The organism is Microbacterium sulfonylureivorans, assembly GCF_003999995.1.
GTDB lineage: Bacteria > Actinomycetota > Actinomycetes > Actinomycetales > Microbacteriaceae > Microbacterium > Microbacterium sulfonylureivorans.
In genome coordinates this window covers 1,052,331-1,068,657 of the sequence record NZ_RJAD01000001.1, presented here as the reverse complement: position 1 = coordinate 1,068,657, position 16,327 = coordinate 1,052,331, and the positions used below count along the sequence as shown (strand labels likewise).

The following is a 16,327-nucleotide window of genomic DNA, read 5'->3' as shown; positions in this document are numbered from 1 at the left end:
TCCGCGCCGACGTCTGCCCGGCGAGACATCCGTGCACAGGCATGGATGTCTCGCCGCGCGCGCGGCTCTAGGCTTGACGGCATGGTGACCGACCCTTATCAGGGGGACACCGACCTCACGGCAGCCGGCGATGATCTCGCTGCGCGCGCCGTGGTGCTGGCGCAGCGGTGGACCACCGAGAGCGCCGAGGTCGACGTGGACCCCGCCGCCGAGCGACTCGCCGGCGTCCTGAAAGACCCCAACGGACTCCCCTTCACGATCGGCTTCGTCGACGGCGTGATGCGGCCCGAGAGCCTGACGGCCGCGGCATCCAATCTGAGCCGTGTCGCCCCGCTCGTGCCGGGGTTCCTGCCCTGGTACCTGCGCGGCGCCGTGCGCGTCGGCGGAGCCGTCGCGCCGGTGCTGCCCTCGCCCGTCGTCCCCATCGCGCGCCGCGTGCTTCGCGAGATGGTCGGCCACCTCGTCGTCGACGCCCGCCCCGACAAGCTCGGCCCGGCGATCGCGGCGATCCGCGAGTCCGGGGCCAAGCTGAACCTCAATCTGCTCGGCGAAGCCGTCCTCGGCGAACAGGAGGCGCTCCGGAGGCTCGAGGGCATCCACGAGCTCATCCGTCGCGACGACGTCGACTACGTCTCGGTGAAGGTCTCGGCGATCGCCAGCCACATCTCGATGTGGGCCTTCGACGAGGTCGTCGCCAAGGTCGTCGAGCGCCTCACGCCGCTCTACCTGACGGCGGCCACCGACGGCACCTTCATCAACCTCGACATGGAGGAGTACCGCGACCTCGACCTGACGATCGCGGTGTTCACGAAGATCCTCGAAGACCCGCGCCTGCGCGGGCTCGAGGCCGGCATCGTGCTCCAGGCGTACCTGCCCGACGCGCTCCCCGCGCTCCAGCAGCTCACCGCGTGGGCGAAGCAGAGGGTGTCGACCGGCGGCGCGCGCATCAAGGTGCGGCTCGTCAAGGGCGCGAACCTCGCCATGGAGCGCGTCGACGCGGTCATGCACGACTGGTCGCTCGCGACCTACGACGCCAAGGTCGACTCCGACGCCAACTACATCCGCTGCCTCGACTTCGCCCTGCGTCTCGAGAACGCCGTCGCCGTGCGCATCGGTGTCGCGGGGCACAACCTGTTCGACATCGCGTACGCCTGGCTGCTCGCGGGTGAGACCGGTGCACGCGAGAACATCGAGTTCGAGATGCTCCTCGGCATGGCGCAGGGCCAGGTCGCCGCGGTCGCCCGCGAGGTCGGCCATGTGCTGCTCTACGTGCCCGTCGTGCGCCCGGACGAGTTCGACGTCGCGATCAGCTACCTCGTCCGCCGGCTCGAGGAGAACGCGTCGAGCGACAACTTCCTCTCCGCGGCGTTCGAGCTCGCCGACGTTCCCGCGATGTTCGACCGTGAGCGCGACCGCTTCCTCGCCTCGCTCGCCCGCGCGGCCGACCCCGCGCTCGCGACGGGACCGAACCGCACGCAGGACCGTGCTGCGGCCCCCATCGAGGCGCCGATGAGCCGCGCCCGTCTCCGGGGGACCGGTCCTGTCGCCGACGATGCCGGCCTCACGCAGGCCGTGATCGGCATCGCCCGCTCCGCAGCGTCCGACCCCGCCGAGACCTCGCCGATCGCCCCGTCGGCCGAGGAGCAGCTCTTCGGAGGCGAGGCCTTCGTCGAGACCGCGGTGTTCGCTCCCCGCGAGGGCGTCGAGCGCGCGCTCGGCGCACCGGGCTTCCGCAACGCGGCCGACACCGACCCCGCGCTGCCCGCGAACCGGGCGTGGGCACGGCGCATCCTCGGGCGCATCCACACGTCGCGCGCCGGCGACGCGACGATCGTCGCCGCGCGCATCGACGACATCGAGTCGCTCGAGGCCGTCGTGCGGACGGTGACGGATGCCGCGACCGGCTGGGGTGCGAAGCCCGCTGCCGAGCGCGGCGCCGTGCTCGCCGCCGCCGCCCGTGCGCTGGAGGCCCGCCGGGGCGAGCTGATCGAGGTCGCCGCGTCCGAGACCGGCAAGATCTTCGCCGAGGCCGACGTCGAGGTCAGCGAGGCCGTCGACTTCGCCAACTACTACGCCGCGACCGCGCGCGAGCTCGATCGCGTGAGCGGGGCGGTGTTCGAGCCTGCGAAGCTGACTGTCGTCACCCCGCCGTGGAACTTCCCGGTGGCCATCCCGGCGGGCGGCGTGCTCGCCGCGCTCGCCGCGGGTTCGGGCGTCGTCTTCAAGCCCGCGCCGCAGGCGCGCCGCTGCGCGGCCGTCGTCGCCGAGGCGCTGTGGGAGGCGGGCATCCCCCGAGAGGTCCTCGCTCTGGTCGACATCGACGAGGGCGGCCTCGGACAGGCGCTCGTCTCGCACCCCTCGGTCGACCGTGTGATCCTCACCGGCTCGTTCGAGACGGCGGCGCTGTTCCGCTCGTGGCGGCCCGAGCTGCCGCTCCTGGCCGAGACCAGCGGCAAGAACGCCATGATCGTCATGCCGTCGGCCGACCTCGACCTTGCGGCATCCGACCTCATCAAGAGCGCATTCGGCCACGCGGGGCAGAAGTGCTCCGCGGCTTCGCTCGCGATCCTGGTCGGCCCGGTCGGACACTCCAAGCGGTTCGCGCGTCAGCTGGTCGACGCCGCCGAGTCGCTCCGCGTCGGATCGCCGACCGACCCGCTGTCCGAGGTCGGCCCGGTCGTCGAGCCGCCGCGCGGCAAGCTCGAGTGGGCCCTCACGACCCTCGACGAGGGCGAGAAGTGGCTCGTCGAGCCGAAGCCGGTCGACGCCGGACCGGAATTCGCCGGCCGAATGTGGCGTCCCGGCATCCGCACCGGTGTCATGCCGGGGTCGCGCTTCCACCACGAGGAGTTCTTCGGACCGGTCCTCGGCGTCATGCACGCCACCTCGCTCGCGCACGCGATCGAACTGCAGAACGCCGTCGCATACGGCCTCACCGCCGGCCTGTACACCCAGAACCCCGACGATCTCGCCGTGTGGCTCGACCGGGTCGAGGCGGGCAACCTCTACGTCAACCGCGGGATCACGGGCGCGATCGTGCAGCGCCAGCCGTTCGGCGGCTGGAAGCGCTCGTCGGTCGGCGCCGGCACCAAGGCGGGCGGGCCGAACTACCTCGTCGGGCTCGGCTCGTGGCGAGCGACCTCGGGCGCGGCCTCGTCGGCCACACTCCACCTCCGCGGACTCGACTCGCGCATCACCTCGGTCATCGAGGCGGCCCAGCCTTCGCTCGACTACGAGTCGTTCGAGTGGCTGCGCCGCGCCGCGCTGTCGGATGCGATCGCGTGGGACCGCGAGTTCGGACAGGTGAAGGATGTCTCGTCCCTCGGCGTCGAGCGCAACCTCTTCCGCTATCGGCCGATCGCCGAGGTCGCGCTCCGCGCCACCGCCGACGCGTCCTGGCAGTCCGTGCTTCGCGTGGCGATCGCCGGCATCCGCGCCGGTTCGGCGCTCACCCTGAGTGCTCCGGTCGGACTCCCGGCGGCCGTGCGGCGCGCGCTCAGCGACCTCGATGTGGCCGTCTACGTCGAGAGCGACGATCAGTGGCTCCAGCGGGTCGCCGCGCCGGCGCCCGATCTCGTGGCCGCGGCGGCGGCCGAGGCATCCGGTGCACGTCCCTCGCGGGTGCGCCTCATCGGCTCGCGCGAGTCGGTGGCGGCGCTGCACCGGGCGCTGTCCGTCGCCGTCGGGGGAGACCCCGACCTCGCGGTCTACGACAACGAGGTGACGACGGCCGGACGCCTCGAACTGCTGCCGTTCCTGCACGAGCAGTCGATCACGATCACCGCGCACCGCTTCGGCAACCCCGACGCGTGGTCGGAGGACGTGATCTGACGACCGCCGCCTAGAGCCCGTCCGCGTCGAGGTGCGTGACGGGCTCGGGCGCCGGAGCGTTCACCTCGGCGCGGTGCGTGCGCAAGGCGTTGAGCACGGCGGCCCGCACGACGAGGTACAGGACGTAGAAGGCGATCGCTCCGATGACGACGGTGGCGAAGAGCGAGGTGAGGGGATCCATGGCGGGAGCCTAGTGCGCGGCGTCCGCGCTACTCGATCGGGTCGGCCGCGAGATCGCGCACGTGGTAGAACTCCTGGTCCCAGAGCAGGTACACCAGCCACGCCGGCAGGTCGTACGCCGACTGCAGATAGTCCTCCTGCGACGCGTGGATCGCCCACCCCTCGTGCTTCTTGCCGGTCTCGGCCGACATCGCGTACTCGGGGTCGGGCTGGTTCTCGACGACCAGCTGCCCCTGCTCGCCTCCGAACAGCGACAGCGCGGTGGTCGGGCTGATCGTGTAGACGAGGTGGTCGGGGCCGTCGTACGCGCCGCCCTCCTCCTTCAGCTGCGCGATGGCCAGCTCGGTGACGCGGCCCATCTCCATGTGGTCCTTGTGGCCGGTGGCGCCGCTCGCCGGCCAGAAGCCGACGACGACGTCGGGTTCGATGCGCTTCATCGCCGCGACGAGCCGGTCGACGAGCTCGTCCTCGTCGACCAGGGGCACTCCGCCGTCGGGGTAGTCCCAGACCTCGTGCTCGTCGACACCGAGGTTGAAGCTGTTCTTGAGCGCCTCGGCCGTGCGGACGATGCCCAGGTCCTCCTGGCGGGCGACGACGGGCACCTGGTGCCCGGCCTCGCCCGCGGTCGCCGTGATCATCGCGGTATAGGCGCCGTCATCCTGCTTCGCCCGCCAGAACAGTCCGTTGACGGTCTGCTCGTCGTCGGGGTGGGCGAAGACGCCGAGCACGCGCTCGCCCCCGATCTCGCCGACGACCGAGTCGACGCCTTTCGCGGTGGGCATGTGGAAGAGGCTGCGCCCCGCCCAGTAGACGCCGACGAGGACGACGACGAGGACGGACGCGACGACGATGAGCGCGATCCAGCGCTTTCGCATGGGGACTCCGGGATGCTGAGGGCCGCCGTCGACGCCGACGGCCTGAGCATCCTAAGCCGAGCCCCGCTCGGAGTTCACCGGCATGTGCACAACTGTGTAAAGAAAACTTGACACTCGCCGCCGCGCGATCTACGCTCGGCATGTCAAATATTCTAGACATCGGAGCGGATCATGGTCTACGAGGAGCGCAACCTCTGGTCGAGCCTCATCGTGAGCGTCATCACGATCGCGGTCTACACGGTCATCATCCTGCAGCAGGCTCAGGGCGGGCCGCTCGCGGACGTCGACTGGGTGCCCATCATGCTGTGGACCATCGGCATCAGCATCGTCGGCGCCATCGTCGTGAGCATCGTGTGGGGGATCATCGCGGGCATGGGCGATCCCGAGGGCGTCGGAAAGTCCGACCAGCGCGACCGCGACATCGCGCACCTGGGCAACCGCGTCGGGCAGGCCTTCATGGTGATCGCCGGACTCGGCGTCATCATCGAGTGCGCGTTCGAGGTCGACTGGTTCTGGATCGCCAACACGATGTTCTACGGCTTCGCCGTCTCGACCATCGTCGGCGGGATCGCGAGCGTCATCGCCTACCGCCGGGGCCTCGTCTGATGGTCAAGCCGACCAGGGTCACCAACTCCATCCGCGCCGTCCGCGAGGCCGCCGGCATCACGCAGGCCGAGCTCGCGAAGCAGATCGGCGTCACCCGGCAGACCCTCATCGCCATCGAGCAGGGCCGGTACTCACCGACCCTCGAGCTCGCCTTCCAGATCTCGCGCGTCTTCGGCGTGGGGCTCGACGACATCTTCCAGTACCCGGAGGCCTGACATGACCGACACCACCCGCGGCGCCGCCTCGTCGGCGCCCCTGTCCACCGACACAATGCCCGCGTGGCGCCAGGCGCGCTACGGCGGCCCCGAGGTCGTCGCGCTCGAGCAGGTCGACGTGCCCGCTCCCCGACGCGGCGAGGTGCTCCTCCGGCTGCGCGCGACCGGGCTGAACAACGGCGACGTGCGGATCCTGCGCGGCGAACCGCTCCTCCTGCGCACCGCGTTCGGCCTGCGCCGTCCGAAGCAGGGGATCCGGGGGATGGATGCCGCCGCCACCGTGGTCGGCCTCGGCGACGGTGTGACGGGCTTCGCACTCGGCGACGAGGTCGTGGGCGAACTCCCCGCCGGCGGCGGCCTCGCCCGCTTCGCGGTCGCGCCGGTCACGCGCCTGGTCCGGCGTCCGGCCGGTCTCACGCCCGTCCTGGCGGCGAGTCTGCCGGTGGCGGCGGGCACGGCATGGCAGGCCCTCGAGCGCGGTGCGGTGTCGACCGGCCAGCGGGTCCTCGTGATCGGGGCTTCGGGCGGTGTGGGCACGTTCGCGGTGCGGCTCGCAGCCCTCCGCGGGGCGGAGGTGACGGCGCTGTGCGGGTCGCGCAGCCAGGAGCTCGTCGAGGGTCTCGGAGCGTCGCGAACCTTCGACTACCGGGTTGTGCAGCCCGGTTCGGCCGAGCTCGGCGAGGGCACGTTCGACGTCGTCATCGACATCGCCGGCACGGCCCCGCTGCGGGCGCTGCAGCGTCTCGTGCGCGATGGCGGCGCCGTGGTGCTCGTGTCGGGCGAGGGCGGGCGCATCCTCGGCCCGATCGGGCGGATCCTGGGCGCGTCGTTCCGGTCGATCGGATCGAAGCGGGCGCTGCGCCCCCTGGCCGCCGTGGCCAAGCCGGACGTCCTCGCCCGGCTGGTCGCGCTCGCCGCGGACGGCGGTCTCGCGCCGGTGATCGAGCGCGAGTACCCGTTCGCCCAGGCGGGCGACGCCCTCGCACACGTCGACGCGGGCCACGCCGTCGGCAAGGTCGTCGTCACCGCGTCCTGACCTTCGCCGCACGCTGCCGAGCGTGCAGGAACGACGGCAGCCGCCCGGGGCGACCGGTCGTTCGTGCACCCTCGACCGTGAGCGAGCCGCGAACGGTCCCAGGCCGTTCCCAGGTCTCGTGAGACAATGGATGCGGCGTGCCCGAGTCGTCGGCTTCCGCAGCTCCGTCGGGCCTCTGGACAGCGTCCGCCGCCCCTTCTCTAGGAGCAAGATGTCCACGCAGAACACCGCGCCCACCACGACCGACACGGCCACCGGGGCCGCGGCATCCGTCACCCGCATCGCGCAGCACCGCAGCTACCTCATGTGCCGCCCCGAGCACTTCACGGTCAGCTACACCATCAACCCCTGGATGGAGCCGGCCAACCCGACCGACACCGCGAGGGCCGTCGCGCAGTGGCAGACGCTCTACGACACCTACATCGCGCTCGGTCACGACGTCCAGCTGATCGACCCCATCGAGGGTCTGCCCGACATGGTCTACACCGCCAACGGCGGGTTCATCATCGACAACGTCGCCTACGGCGCGAAGTTCCGCTTCCAGGAGCGCGTCCCGGAGGGCCCGGCGTTCATGGAGTGGTTCGGCGCCAACGGCTTCGAGGTCGCCTCGCCCGTCGAGGTCAACGAGGGCGAGGGCGACTTCCTGCTCGTGGGCGACACGATCCTGGCCGGCACCGGCTTCCGCTCGACCGGCGACAGCCACCGCGAACTGCGCGACGTCTTCGGCAAGGAGGTCGTGAGCCTCAACCTCGTCGACCCGCGGTTCTACCACCTCGACACGGCGATCTCGGTGCTCGACCCGGTGCAGGGCCCGGGCGGGGTCGAGAAGGCGAACATCGCCTACCTCCCCGGCGCGTTCGACGAAGAGAGCCGCCGCATCCTGGAGGAGCGCTTCCCCGAGGCGATCCTCGTCGCCGACGAGGACGGCGCCGTCTTCGGGCTCAACTCGGCCAGCGACGGCCTCAATGTGATCATCTCGCCGCGCGCGAAGGGCTTCGAGGCCCAGCTGCGCGAGCGCGGCTACAACCCCGTGCTCGTCGACCTCTCCGAGCTGCTGCTCGGCGGCGGCGGCATCAAGTGCTGCACTCTCGAGCTTCGACGCTGAAAGGCACCGAGATGACTTCGATCCAGGCATCCGTCGACTCCGCGATGGCCCGCATCATCGCCGACGAAGACGCGCACGTGGCTCACAACTACCACCCGCTCCCGGTGGTCATCTCCCGTGGCGAGGGAGCATGGGTGACGGATGTCGAGGGCAAGCGCTACCTCGATCTGCTGTCGGCCTACTCGGCCCTCAACTTCGGGCACGGTCATCCCGCGATCCTCGCCGCCGCGCAGGAGCAGCTGAACCGCCTCACGCTCACGAGCCGCGCGTACCACAACGACCGTCTCGGACCCTTCGCGGCGGCGCTCGCCGAGCTGTGCGGCAAGGATCTCGTGCTGCCGATGAACACCGGCGCCGAGGCGGTCGAGACCGGCATCAAGGTCGCGCGCGCGTGGGGCTACCGGGTGAAGGGCATCGAGCCGGATGCCGCGACCATCGTCGTGGCGAAAGGCAACTTCCACGGCCGCACGACCACCATCGTCGGCTTCAGCGACGACGCGCAGGCGCGCGACGGCTTCGGCCCGTTCGCGCCCGGATTCCTCCACGTCCCGTTCGGCGACGCCGCCGCCATCGAGGCAGCGATCACCCCGTCGACGGCGGCGGTGCTGATCGAGCCCATCCAGGGCGAGGCGGGAGTCGTCCTGCCCCCCGAGGGCTACCTGCGGGCCGTCAGGGAGATCTGCACGAAGAACGACGTGCTGTTCATCGCCGACGAGATCCAGTCGGGTCTCGGCCGGGTGGGCGAGACGTTCGCGTGCGACCGCGAGGGCGTCGTCCCCGACGTGTACCTGCTCGGCAAGGCGCTGGGCGGCGGCATCCTTCCGCTCTCCGCCGTCGTCGCCGACCGTGACATCCTGGGCGTCATCCGTCCGGGCGAGCACGGATCGACCTTCGGCGGCAACCCCCTCGCGGCAGCGGTCGGGCTCCGTGTGGTCGAGATGCTGAGCACGGGCGAGTTCCAGACGCGCGCGAAGGCGCTGGGCGGGCACCTCGAGGCCGCACTGACCGGGCTCATCGGCCACGGCGTCACCACGGTGCGCGTGGCGGGCCTGTGGGCCGGTGTCGACATCGACCCCGCCGTCGGCACGGGCCGCGAGGTCGCGGAGCGCCTCATCGCGCGCGGAGTGCTCGTGAAGGACACCCACGGGCAGACCATCCGCATCGCGCCGCCGCTCGTCGTCCGGGCGACCGAGCTCGACTGGGCCGTGGAGCAGCTGCGGGTCGTGCTCGCAGCCTGAGTCGGGTGAGCCCGCGTCCGGACCCGGGCTAGGCCCTCGCGGGATGGACGGCCGCGGCGCCGACGGCGTCTGCTTCGGTGATGCCGAAATGCCGTCGCATCGCGAGCCGAGCGGCCTCGGGGTCATGCTCGACGAGCGCGTCGACGATGTCGGCGTGGGTCCTGTCGAACTCGCCGCTCGCATGCGCGAGGGTCACCGACGCACGCCGGGACCGCATGTCGTCGTCCAGCGCGCGGCGGAGACCCTCCTGGAGGAACAGGAGCACCGGGTTCGCGACGACGTGGAGCAGGCGCCGGTGGAAGTCGGCGTCCGCCACGTGCACGCTGTCGAGGTCGCCGGCGGCGTCGGCCGCCTCCATACGGTCGATCGCCTCGCGCAGCCCGGCGATCTGCTCGTCCGTCGCACGGCGGGCGGCCGCCTCCGCGACCGCCTGCTCCACGAGCACGCGGGCCTCGGCGACGTCCGGCTCGGTGATGTAGCCGAGCGAGCGGGCGATCGTGAAGTAGGTGCGGACGAACCCGTACGACGGGGTGTCCAGATACGTCCCGCGCCCCTGGGTGCGATGGAGGAATCCGAGCCGTTCGAGAACGGCGAGCTGCTCGCGCAGCGCACCGCGGCTCATACCGAGGGCGTCGCCCAACTCGCGCTCGGGCGGAAGCCGGCGCGCACCGGTGTCTTCCTCGATGGTCGCCAGCGCCAGCAGGCGGGCCACGAAGTGGTCGAGGGGCTCGGGCACCGGACCTCCGATGGATTCGGGTATCTCGCGATGATACCGGTCAGATCAATCCGGATAACGTCTCGTCTCACTCGAAGACGGTGATGAACCTCTCGTGCCAGCCCGTCGCGCCGTCCGGGGCCGGGTGCGCGCGGTCGGATGTCTGCACCTCGCCTGTCGTGCTCGTCGCCCGGCACCGGATGAGATGGTCGCCCACGTCGGCCGTCCACGGGAGGCTCCATTGCACCCACGTGTCGTCCGAGATCGCGGTCGCGAGCTCAGCCTGCTGCCACGGGCCTTCGTCGATCTGCACCTCGACGCCCCGGACGCCGACGCGCTGCTGCCACGCGACCCCGGCGATCACCGTCTCGCCGGCCTTGAGCCCCTGCGCCTTGCGGGGCACGTCGATGCGCGACTGCAGCTTGATCGGGCCGCGCTCCGACCACCCGCGATCCGTCCAGTACGCTCGGGCGCTGTCGAACCTCGTGACCTCGAGATCGACCACCCACTTCGTGGCCGACACGTACCCGTAGAGCCCCGGCACCACCATGCGCACCGGGAACCCGTGCTCGGCAGGCAGCGGATCGCCGTTCATGCCGACCGCCAGGATCGCGTTGCGGTCGTCGGTGAGGGCTTCGAGGGGAGTGGATGCCGTGAACCCGTCGATCGACCGGGACAGCACCATGTCGGCGTCCGCCGTCGGGCGCGCGCGGGCGAGGAGTTCGCGCACCGGGTAGCCGAGCCACAGGGCGTTGCCGATGAGGGTGCCGCCGACCTCGTTGGAGACGCACGCGAGGGTGGTGAAGCTCTCCTCGAGCGGGAGGGTGAGCAGCTCCTCCCACGTGAGCGTGACCTCCTCCTCGACGAGCCCGTGCACGCGCAGGCTCCAGTCGGCGGGGTCGATCTGGGGCACGATGAGCGCGGTGTCGATGCGGTAGAAGGAGTCGTTGGGCGTGATGACGCGCGCGAGGCCCGGAATGCCGAGCTCGGCCGATGCCGCGACCGGGGGCGCCGTCGAGGCGGGCGCCGGGAGGACGACGGCCTTGATGGCGGTGAGTGCCGTGCTCCCGGCGCGGATCGCGCTCCCGGCCGCGGCGGCGAGGATGCCGGCGGCTGCAGCGACGCCTGTCCACACGAGGAACGTGCGCCGGTCGGGCTCCCCCGGGGCCCCGCCGGGCGACCCGTGCTCGGGGGCCTCGGCGGGGCGCAGCATCCGGATCAGCCACCACAGCGCGACCGCCCCGATGGCGCCGGCGGCGGCGGACGGAATCCACCAGAGGGGCCCGGCGTCCGGCCGGGTCATGGCGACCACTGCCCCCACGGCTCCGAAGGCGAGCACGACGATCAGCCCCCACGGCGGCCGACGGGCCTCGAGCCACCCTGCGAGGGCCGCGAGTGCGAGCACCACGAGGGCGATGCCGGCGAGGAGGGCGATCTTGTCGGCGGTGCCGAACAGGGCGATCGCGGTGTCCTTGGCCCAAGATGGCGCGAGGTCGATCAGCGTCCCGCCGACGACCACGAACGGGCCTGCGGCCGGCGCGATGATCGCCGCCAGCAGCTCGCCCAGCCCGGCACCCAGCACGACGGCACCCGCTCCAGCCGCCCAAGCCCAGGGCGAAGGGATGCCGCGTTCCCCCCGTGACCTCGCCACGAGGACAGCGTACGACCGTCCCGGGCACACAGGGCCGTTCGGGCGAAACACTGCGGCAACACGGCCACGACTAGGCTCTTCGCATGGGTGATCTCTTCGACGGCTACGGCTCCACTCTGGCGCCGCGCAAGACGGCCTCCGGGGTCCCCGCGTACGACGAGATGTTCGGCAGTCCCGCGCATCCCGGCGATCTCGCCGAGTCTCGCGAGGCCTACAAGGAGCTGTACCAGGCGCTCGCGCAGATGACCCAGGAGGAGCTGCGCGGCCGCACGGACTCGCTCGCCAGCTCGTACCTCGCACAGGGCGTGACCTTCGACTTCGCCGGCGAGGAGCGCCCGTTCCCGCTCGACGCCGTGCCGCGCGTCATCACCTACGAGGAGTGGTCGCGCATCGAGCGCGGCGTCAAGCAGCGCGTCCTCGCGCTGGAGGCGTTCCTCGACGACGCATACGGACGTCAGCACTGCGTGCGCGACGAGGTGCTTCCGGCCGGGCTGATCGCGTCGTCGCAGTACTTCTACCGCCAGGCAGCCGGCATCCAGTCCGCCAATGGGGTGCGCATCCAGGTGTCGGGAATCGACCTGATCCGCGACGAGCACGGCGAGATGCGCGTTCTCGAAGACAACGTGCGCGTCCCGTCGGGCGTCAGCTACGTCATCTCGAACCGTCGCGTGATGGCGCAGACGCTGCCCGAGCTGTTCGTCTCGATGCGCGTGCGCCCCGTCGGCGACTACCCCAACAAGCTGCTCGCGGCGCTCCGCGCCTCCGCCCCGCCCGGGGTCGAAGACCCGAACGTGGTCGTGCTCACACCGGGCGTCTACAACTCGGCGTACTTCGAGCACACGCTTCTCGCGCGCCTCATGGGCGTCGAGCTGGTCGAGGGGCGCGACCTGCTGAGCATCGGCGGCAAGGTGTTCATGCGCACGACCCGTGGCCCGAAGCGCGTCGACGTGATCTACCGCCGGGTCGACGACGAGTTCCTCGATCCGCTGCAGTTCCGAGCGGACTCGATGCTCGGCGCGCCGGGCCTCATGCTCGCCGCGCGCCTCGGCAACGTCACGATCGCCAACGCCGTGGGCAATGGCGTCGCCGACGACAAGCTGCTCTACACGTACGTGCCCGACCTCATCCGGTACTACCTCGCCGAGGAGCCCATCCTCAAGAACGTCGACACCTGGCGGCTCGAAGACCCGGGCGCCCTCGAAGAGGTGCTCGACCGCCTCGACGAGCTCGTGGTCAAGCCGGTCGACGGGTCGGGCGGCAAGGGACTTGTCGTGGGGCCGGATGCCTCGCCCTCCGAGCTCGAGAAGCTCCGCCAGCGTCTCCTCGCCGATCCTCGCGGGTGGATCGCGCAGCCGGTCGTCATGCTGTCGACCATCCCGACGCTCGTCGAGGACGGGATGCGCCCGCGACACGCCGATCTGCGCCCCTTCGCCGTCAACGACGGAGAGGACGTCTGGGTCCTCCCCGGCGGGCTCACGCGCGTCGCGCTGCCCGAGGGTCAGCTCGTCGTCAACTCGAGCCAGGGCGGCGGGTCGAAGGACACCTGGGTCATCGGCGGCGCCGCGCCCTCGCACGTCGAGTACGGCCAGGGCTACGGCGTGTCCGGTCTCGTCGCCGACCAGGCGGCCACCATCACGGCCTCGATCCCGATCATCTACGACGGCCAGCCCGAGCCGACGCACTCGCCGCAGGACCGTCCCCGTACGCGCACCGAGCAGCAGGAGCAGCAGCAGCAGTCGGCCGACGACGACGGCGGTGCGACGTGCTGAGCCGCATCGCCGAGTCGCTCTTCTGGATCGGTCGCTACATCGAGCGCAGCGACGGCACCGCGCGCATCCTCGACGTGCACCTGCAGCTGCTCCTCGAGGACCCGTGGATCGACGAGGACACCGCATGCCGCTCCCTGCTGAGCGTCATGGGCTCCTTCCCGCCCGAGGGGGTCACGCACGTCCGCCGCGAGGACGTCCTCGCACGGCTCGCGGTGGACCGCATGAACCCGTCGAGCATCGCCTACGCCCTCACCGCGTCGCGCGAGAACGCCCGGCGGGCGCGCGAGATCGTGTCGACCGAGCTGTGGGAGACCCTCAACACGACGAACGCCCGGATGCCGCGCCGCCTGCAGACCGACAAGGTGCACGAGTTCTTCCAGTGGGTGCGCGAGCGCGCCGCGCTCGCCGTGGGCATCGTCGACTCGTCGACCAGCCGCGACGAGGCCTGGCAGTTCTTCACCCTCGGCCGGAGCATCGAGCGCACCGACATGACGGCGCGCCTGCTCGCGACGAGGTCGCTGACCGAGGCATCCGGTCCCTCGTGGACAACCATTCTGCGGTCGTGCGGCGCCTACGAGGCGTACCTGCGCACCTACCGCGGAATGCCGAGCGCGCGCAACGCGGCCGAGTTCCTGCTGCTCGACCGCCTGTTCCCGCGGTCGATCATCTACTCCATCCAGCTCGCCGAGGAGTGCATGAGCGCCATCGACCCCCGTGCCGACCGCGTCGGCCACTCGAACACCGTGCTGCGGGCGCTCGGGCAGATCCGCAACGATCTCGAGTACCGTCCGATCGGCGAGATCCTGAGCGAGCTGCCGCAGCACATGCATCGCGTGCAGACGGTCACGCGGGAGGCGTCGGAGGCGATCCGCGGACGCTTCTTCCCGACCCAGGCGGAGCCGAGCTGGATCGGAGAGATCTCGTGAAGCGCCTCCGCATCGAGCACCAGACCGGATTCAGCTACCAGGGCGACGTGTCGGCGTCGTACAACGAGGCGCGCATGCTGCCGGGCTCGACCGACAGCCAGTTCGTGCTGAACTCGTCGCTCGACATCGAGCCCTCGACGTCGGTGAACCAGTACGTCGACTACTTCGGCACGCGTGTCGCCGCGTTCGACGTCCTGTCGCCGCACGCCGCGCTGACGATCACCGCGCGGTCGCTCGTCGAGGTGCGCCCGCGTCCGCTCGAGCACGTCGACGTGACGTGGCACGGCCTCGCACGCGATTCCAACCGATCGATCGAGACCGTCGAGCAGCTCGTGCAGACCGGGCGCACGCGACCTCACCCCGAGGTCGCCGACATGGCCCGCACGATCGCGGCGAAGCACGACCACCCCGGACGGGCCGCGCACGCCATCGCCACGGGCGTCGGCGACGCTGTCGAGTACATGCACGGCATCACCGGCGTGCACTCGACCGCGCACGAGGCCTGGGAGGCCCGCAAGGGCGTCTGTCAGGACATCGCCCACGTCACCCTCGGCGCGCTGCGCGAGGTCGGCATCCCGGCACGCTACGTGTCGGGCTACCTTCACCCGCGCCCTTCCGCCGAGGTGGGGGTGGCGGTGACCGGCGAGTCGCACGCGTGGATCGAGTGGTTCGCCGGCGAATGGCAGGGCTTCGATCCGACCAACAACATCGAGATCGGCGACCGCCATGTGCTCGTCGGCCGAGGCCGCGACTACGGCGATGTGCCGCCCCTTCGCGGTGTCTACGCCGGTCCGTTCAAGAGCCACCTGCACGTGAAGGTGACGATCACCCGCGAGGCGTGAGCCGCGTCGCCCAGGGCGCGGACTTTCCGCCGAGGGTGCAGGCTTCTCGCGCCGGATCCCGCGCCCCGGAGCCCAATTCTGAGCTCTCGCGGAGGGAGCGGGCGGTCAGGCCGGAGGCGCGTCGGGGTCGAGGGTCTTGAGCGTGTCCTCTTCGGCCGGGTTGTCGGCCTCGAGCTGCTCCTCGGTGGTCTCGTCGCCGCCGAGGGGGGCGTCCTGCTCGAGGGGCTCGTTCTCCATGCGGCGTTCGTCGTCCATGGCTCCACGCTAGGCGGCCGACGGCGGCAGGACAGGGGCTTGACGAGCGAAGCGAAGAGGGGGCGGATGCCGCAGCATCCGCCCCCGCCGGTCAGACCCCGCTGATCACGGCGTTGTCGAGCGCGTCGACGTCGACGTCCGGCCGGAGGGCGACGTTGGTCAGCAGCACCCACGCGATCCCGGCGGTGGGATGCACCCAGAACTGCGTCCCGGCCCAGCCCGCGTGCCCGTAGACGTCGCGGTCGATGAGGCCCGGGGCACGCGTGCGGAGATTCCACGTGAACCCGAAGTCCTGGCCGCGCTCGGCGGGGTAGGGCTCGAGGCGCGGGATGTCGCCGGTCAGCGGACGGAGCATCATGGCGTGCGTGGAGGGCTGGACGACCTCGCCGCGATCGCGCAGCAGGGCCGAGCCGAGGGCCAGGAGGTCCGCCGCGCGGCCGAGCGTGCCGGCTCCTGGGTGGCGGAGCCGCACGAACGCCGCCATGTCGAGACCGGCGGCTGCGGCATCCACCACCTCATGCGGGTCGGATGCCTCGTCGAGCGTCAGCCCGTCGGCGCCGATGCCGGCCGCCCAGGTCGTCACTCCGGCGTCCCACGACTCACCGGTGGCGTGCTCGATGAGCGCAGCGACGCCCTCGAAGGCGATCGTGGAATAGCGCGACGCAGTGCCCGCGGCGAAGTCGCGCCCGGGCGCCAGGAGCGCGGGGCGCAGGCCCGCCGCGGTGTCCATCGGCGGCTCGACGATGCCCGACGTATGGCTGACGAGATGCCGGAGCCGGACGAGGTCGTCCCGGTCGGCGCCGAACTCGGGCAGGGCCGTCGACAGCGGGGTGTCGGGTGTCAGCAGCCCGCGCTCGACCGCTCGCGCGGCGACGAGTCCGACGAGCGGCTTCGTGATCGAGAACAGCCGGTAGTGGTCGTCGACGGCGGCTCGCCGCCTGCCCGTCGCCCCGAAAGCGTCGAGAGCGATCACGCCGTCGGCGTTCGCGATGCCGAGCACCGCCGTGGGCAGGCGTCCGTCGTCGACGTGGCGTCGGGTCCAGTCGAATGCCGCGGCGTACGTGGTCATCTCGCTCCTCTCGT

At 71.3% G+C, this 16,327-nt stretch carries 15 protein-coding genes; 9 read left to right on the top strand and 6 right to left on the bottom strand.

Annotated features, from left to right (window positions below):
• The first annotated feature begins 81 nt into the window (after positions 1-81).
• Positions 82-3,831: a proline dehydrogenase family protein gene (locus EER34_RS04690; protein ID WP_127473375.1), complete on the top strand. Its 3,750-nt coding sequence runs from the start codon at positions 82-84 to the stop codon at positions 3,829-3,831.
• A 10-nt stretch (positions 3,832-3,841) separates the two neighbouring features.
• On the opposite strand, the gene EER34_RS17410 is transcribed toward EER34_RS04690, so the two are convergent.
• Both EER34_RS17410 and EER34_RS04685 read right to left on the bottom strand, forming a co-directional pair.
• Positions 3,842-4,012 carry a hypothetical protein gene (locus EER34_RS17410; RefSeq protein ID WP_164743449.1) on the bottom strand — a complete coding sequence of 57 codons (171 nt, stop codon included), beginning with the start codon at positions 4,010-4,012 and terminating at the stop codon, positions 3,842-3,844.
• A gap of 28 nt (positions 4,013-4,040) precedes the next feature.
• A complete protein-coding gene (locus tag EER34_RS04685; protein WP_127473374.1) occupies positions 4,041-4,886 on the bottom strand; it encodes a PIG-L deacetylase family protein in 846 nt (281 codons plus the stop codon).
• A 171-nt stretch (positions 4,887-5,057) separates the two neighbouring features.
• Between EER34_RS04685 and EER34_RS04680 the strand changes: the two genes are divergently transcribed.
• The 5 genes from EER34_RS04680 (at position 5,058) to rocD (ending at position 9,086) form a co-directional block, all read left to right on the top strand.
• Positions 5,058-5,492, top strand: a complete 435-nt coding sequence (locus tag EER34_RS04680) for a hypothetical protein (protein ID WP_127473373.1) — start codon at positions 5,058-5,060, stop codon at positions 5,490-5,492.
• Positions 5,492-5,707, top strand: a complete 216-nt coding sequence (locus EER34_RS04675) for a helix-turn-helix transcriptional regulator (RefSeq protein ID WP_127473372.1) — start codon at positions 5,492-5,494, stop codon at positions 5,705-5,707. Before EER34_RS04680 ends, EER34_RS04675 begins: the two co-directional genes overlap by 1 nt.
• Before the next feature lies 1 nt (position 5,708).
• A complete protein-coding gene (locus EER34_RS04670; RefSeq protein WP_127473371.1) occupies positions 5,709-6,743 on the top strand; it encodes an NAD(P)-dependent alcohol dehydrogenase in 1,035 nt (344 codons plus the stop codon).
• Between the two features lie 211 nt (positions 6,744-6,954).
• Positions 6,955-7,848, top strand: a complete 894-nt coding sequence (gene ddaH / locus EER34_RS04665; RefSeq protein ID WP_205791374.1) for a dimethylargininase — start codon at positions 6,955-6,957, stop codon at positions 7,846-7,848.
• An 11-nt stretch (positions 7,849-7,859) separates the two neighbouring features.
• Positions 7,860-9,086: an ornithine--oxo-acid transaminase gene (gene rocD / locus EER34_RS04660; RefSeq protein WP_127473370.1), complete on the top strand. Its 1,227-nt coding sequence runs from the start codon at positions 7,860-7,862 to the stop codon at positions 9,084-9,086.
• Between the two features lie 28 nt (positions 9,087-9,114).
• Here rocD and EER34_RS04655 read toward each other — a convergent pair whose 3' ends face one another.
• Positions 9,115-9,822: a FadR/GntR family transcriptional regulator gene (locus tag EER34_RS04655; RefSeq protein ID WP_127473369.1), complete on the bottom strand. Its 708-nt coding sequence runs from the start codon at positions 9,820-9,822 to the stop codon at positions 9,115-9,117.
• A 67-nt stretch (positions 9,823-9,889) separates the two neighbouring features.
• The gene (locus EER34_RS04650; RefSeq protein WP_240642121.1) at positions 9,890-11,452 is read right to left on the bottom strand and encodes a molybdopterin-dependent oxidoreductase; all 1,563 of its coding nucleotides are present in this window, start codon (positions 11,450-11,452) and stop codon (positions 9,890-9,892) included.
• Between the two features lie 83 nt (positions 11,453-11,535).
• Between EER34_RS04650 and EER34_RS04645 the strand changes: the two genes are divergently transcribed.
• Genes EER34_RS04645 through EER34_RS04635 form a run of 3 tightly spaced genes read left to right on the top strand, consistent with a single transcriptional unit; the run spans position 11,536 to position 14,989 of the window.
• Positions 11,536-13,221, top strand: a complete 1,686-nt coding sequence (locus EER34_RS04645) for a circularly permuted type 2 ATP-grasp protein (RefSeq protein ID WP_127473368.1) — start codon at positions 11,536-11,538, stop codon at positions 13,219-13,221.
• A complete protein-coding gene (locus tag EER34_RS04640; RefSeq protein ID WP_127473367.1) occupies positions 13,215-14,147 on the top strand; it encodes an alpha-E domain-containing protein in 933 nt (310 codons plus the stop codon). Before EER34_RS04645 ends, EER34_RS04640 begins: the two co-directional genes overlap by 7 nt.
• The gene (locus EER34_RS04635) at positions 14,144-14,989 is read left to right on the top strand and encodes a transglutaminase family protein (protein WP_127473366.1); all 846 of its coding nucleotides are present in this window, start codon (positions 14,144-14,146) and stop codon (positions 14,987-14,989) included. The genes EER34_RS04640 and EER34_RS04635 overlap by 4 nt, the downstream gene beginning before the upstream one ends.
• 105 nt (positions 14,990-15,094) lie before the next feature.
• Here EER34_RS04635 and EER34_RS17405 read toward each other — a convergent pair whose 3' ends face one another.
• Both EER34_RS17405 and EER34_RS04630 read right to left on the bottom strand, forming a co-directional pair.
• The gene (locus EER34_RS17405) at positions 15,095-15,244 is read right to left on the bottom strand and encodes a hypothetical protein (protein WP_164743405.1); all 150 of its coding nucleotides are present in this window, start codon (positions 15,242-15,244) and stop codon (positions 15,095-15,097) included.
• 91 nt (positions 15,245-15,335) lie between these two features.
• Positions 15,336-16,313, bottom strand: coding sequence for a serine hydrolase domain-containing protein (locus EER34_RS04630; protein WP_127473365.1), 978 nt, complete (start codon positions 16,311-16,313; stop codon positions 15,336-15,338).
• Positions 16,314-16,327: the final 14 nt, after the last annotated feature.

Coding starts and splice junctions, on each gene's coding strand:
- EER34_RS04690 (WP_127473375.1), top strand. CDS start 82: ATGGTGACCGACCCTTATCAGGGGGACACCGACCTCACGGCAGCCGGC.
- EER34_RS17410 (WP_164743449.1), bottom strand. CDS start 4,012: ATGGATCCCCTCACCTCGCTCTTCGCCACCGTCGTCATCGGAGCGATC.
- EER34_RS04685 (WP_127473374.1), bottom strand. CDS start 4,886: ATGCGAAAGCGCTGGATCGCGCTCATCGTCGTCGCGTCCGTCCTCGTC.
- EER34_RS04680 (WP_127473373.1), top strand. CDS start 5,058: ATGGTCTACGAGGAGCGCAACCTCTGGTCGAGCCTCATCGTGAGCGTC.
- EER34_RS04675 (WP_127473372.1), top strand. CDS start 5,492: ATGGTCAAGCCGACCAGGGTCACCAACTCCATCCGCGCCGTCCGCGAG.
- EER34_RS04670 (WP_127473371.1), top strand. CDS start 5,709: ATGACCGACACCACCCGCGGCGCCGCCTCGTCGGCGCCCCTGTCCACC.
- ddaH (WP_205791374.1), top strand. CDS start 6,955: ATGTCCACGCAGAACACCGCGCCCACCACGACCGACACGGCCACCGGG.
- rocD (WP_127473370.1), top strand. CDS start 7,860: ATGACTTCGATCCAGGCATCCGTCGACTCCGCGATGGCCCGCATCATC.
- EER34_RS04645 (WP_127473368.1), top strand. CDS start 11,536: ATGGGTGATCTCTTCGACGGCTACGGCTCCACTCTGGCGCCGCGCAAG.
- EER34_RS17405 (WP_164743405.1), bottom strand. CDS start 15,244: ATGGACGACGAACGCCGCATGGAGAACGAGCCCCTCGAGCAGGACGCC.
- EER34_RS04630 (WP_127473365.1), bottom strand. CDS start 16,313: ATGACCACGTACGCCGCGGCATTCGACTGGACCCGACGCCACGTCGAC.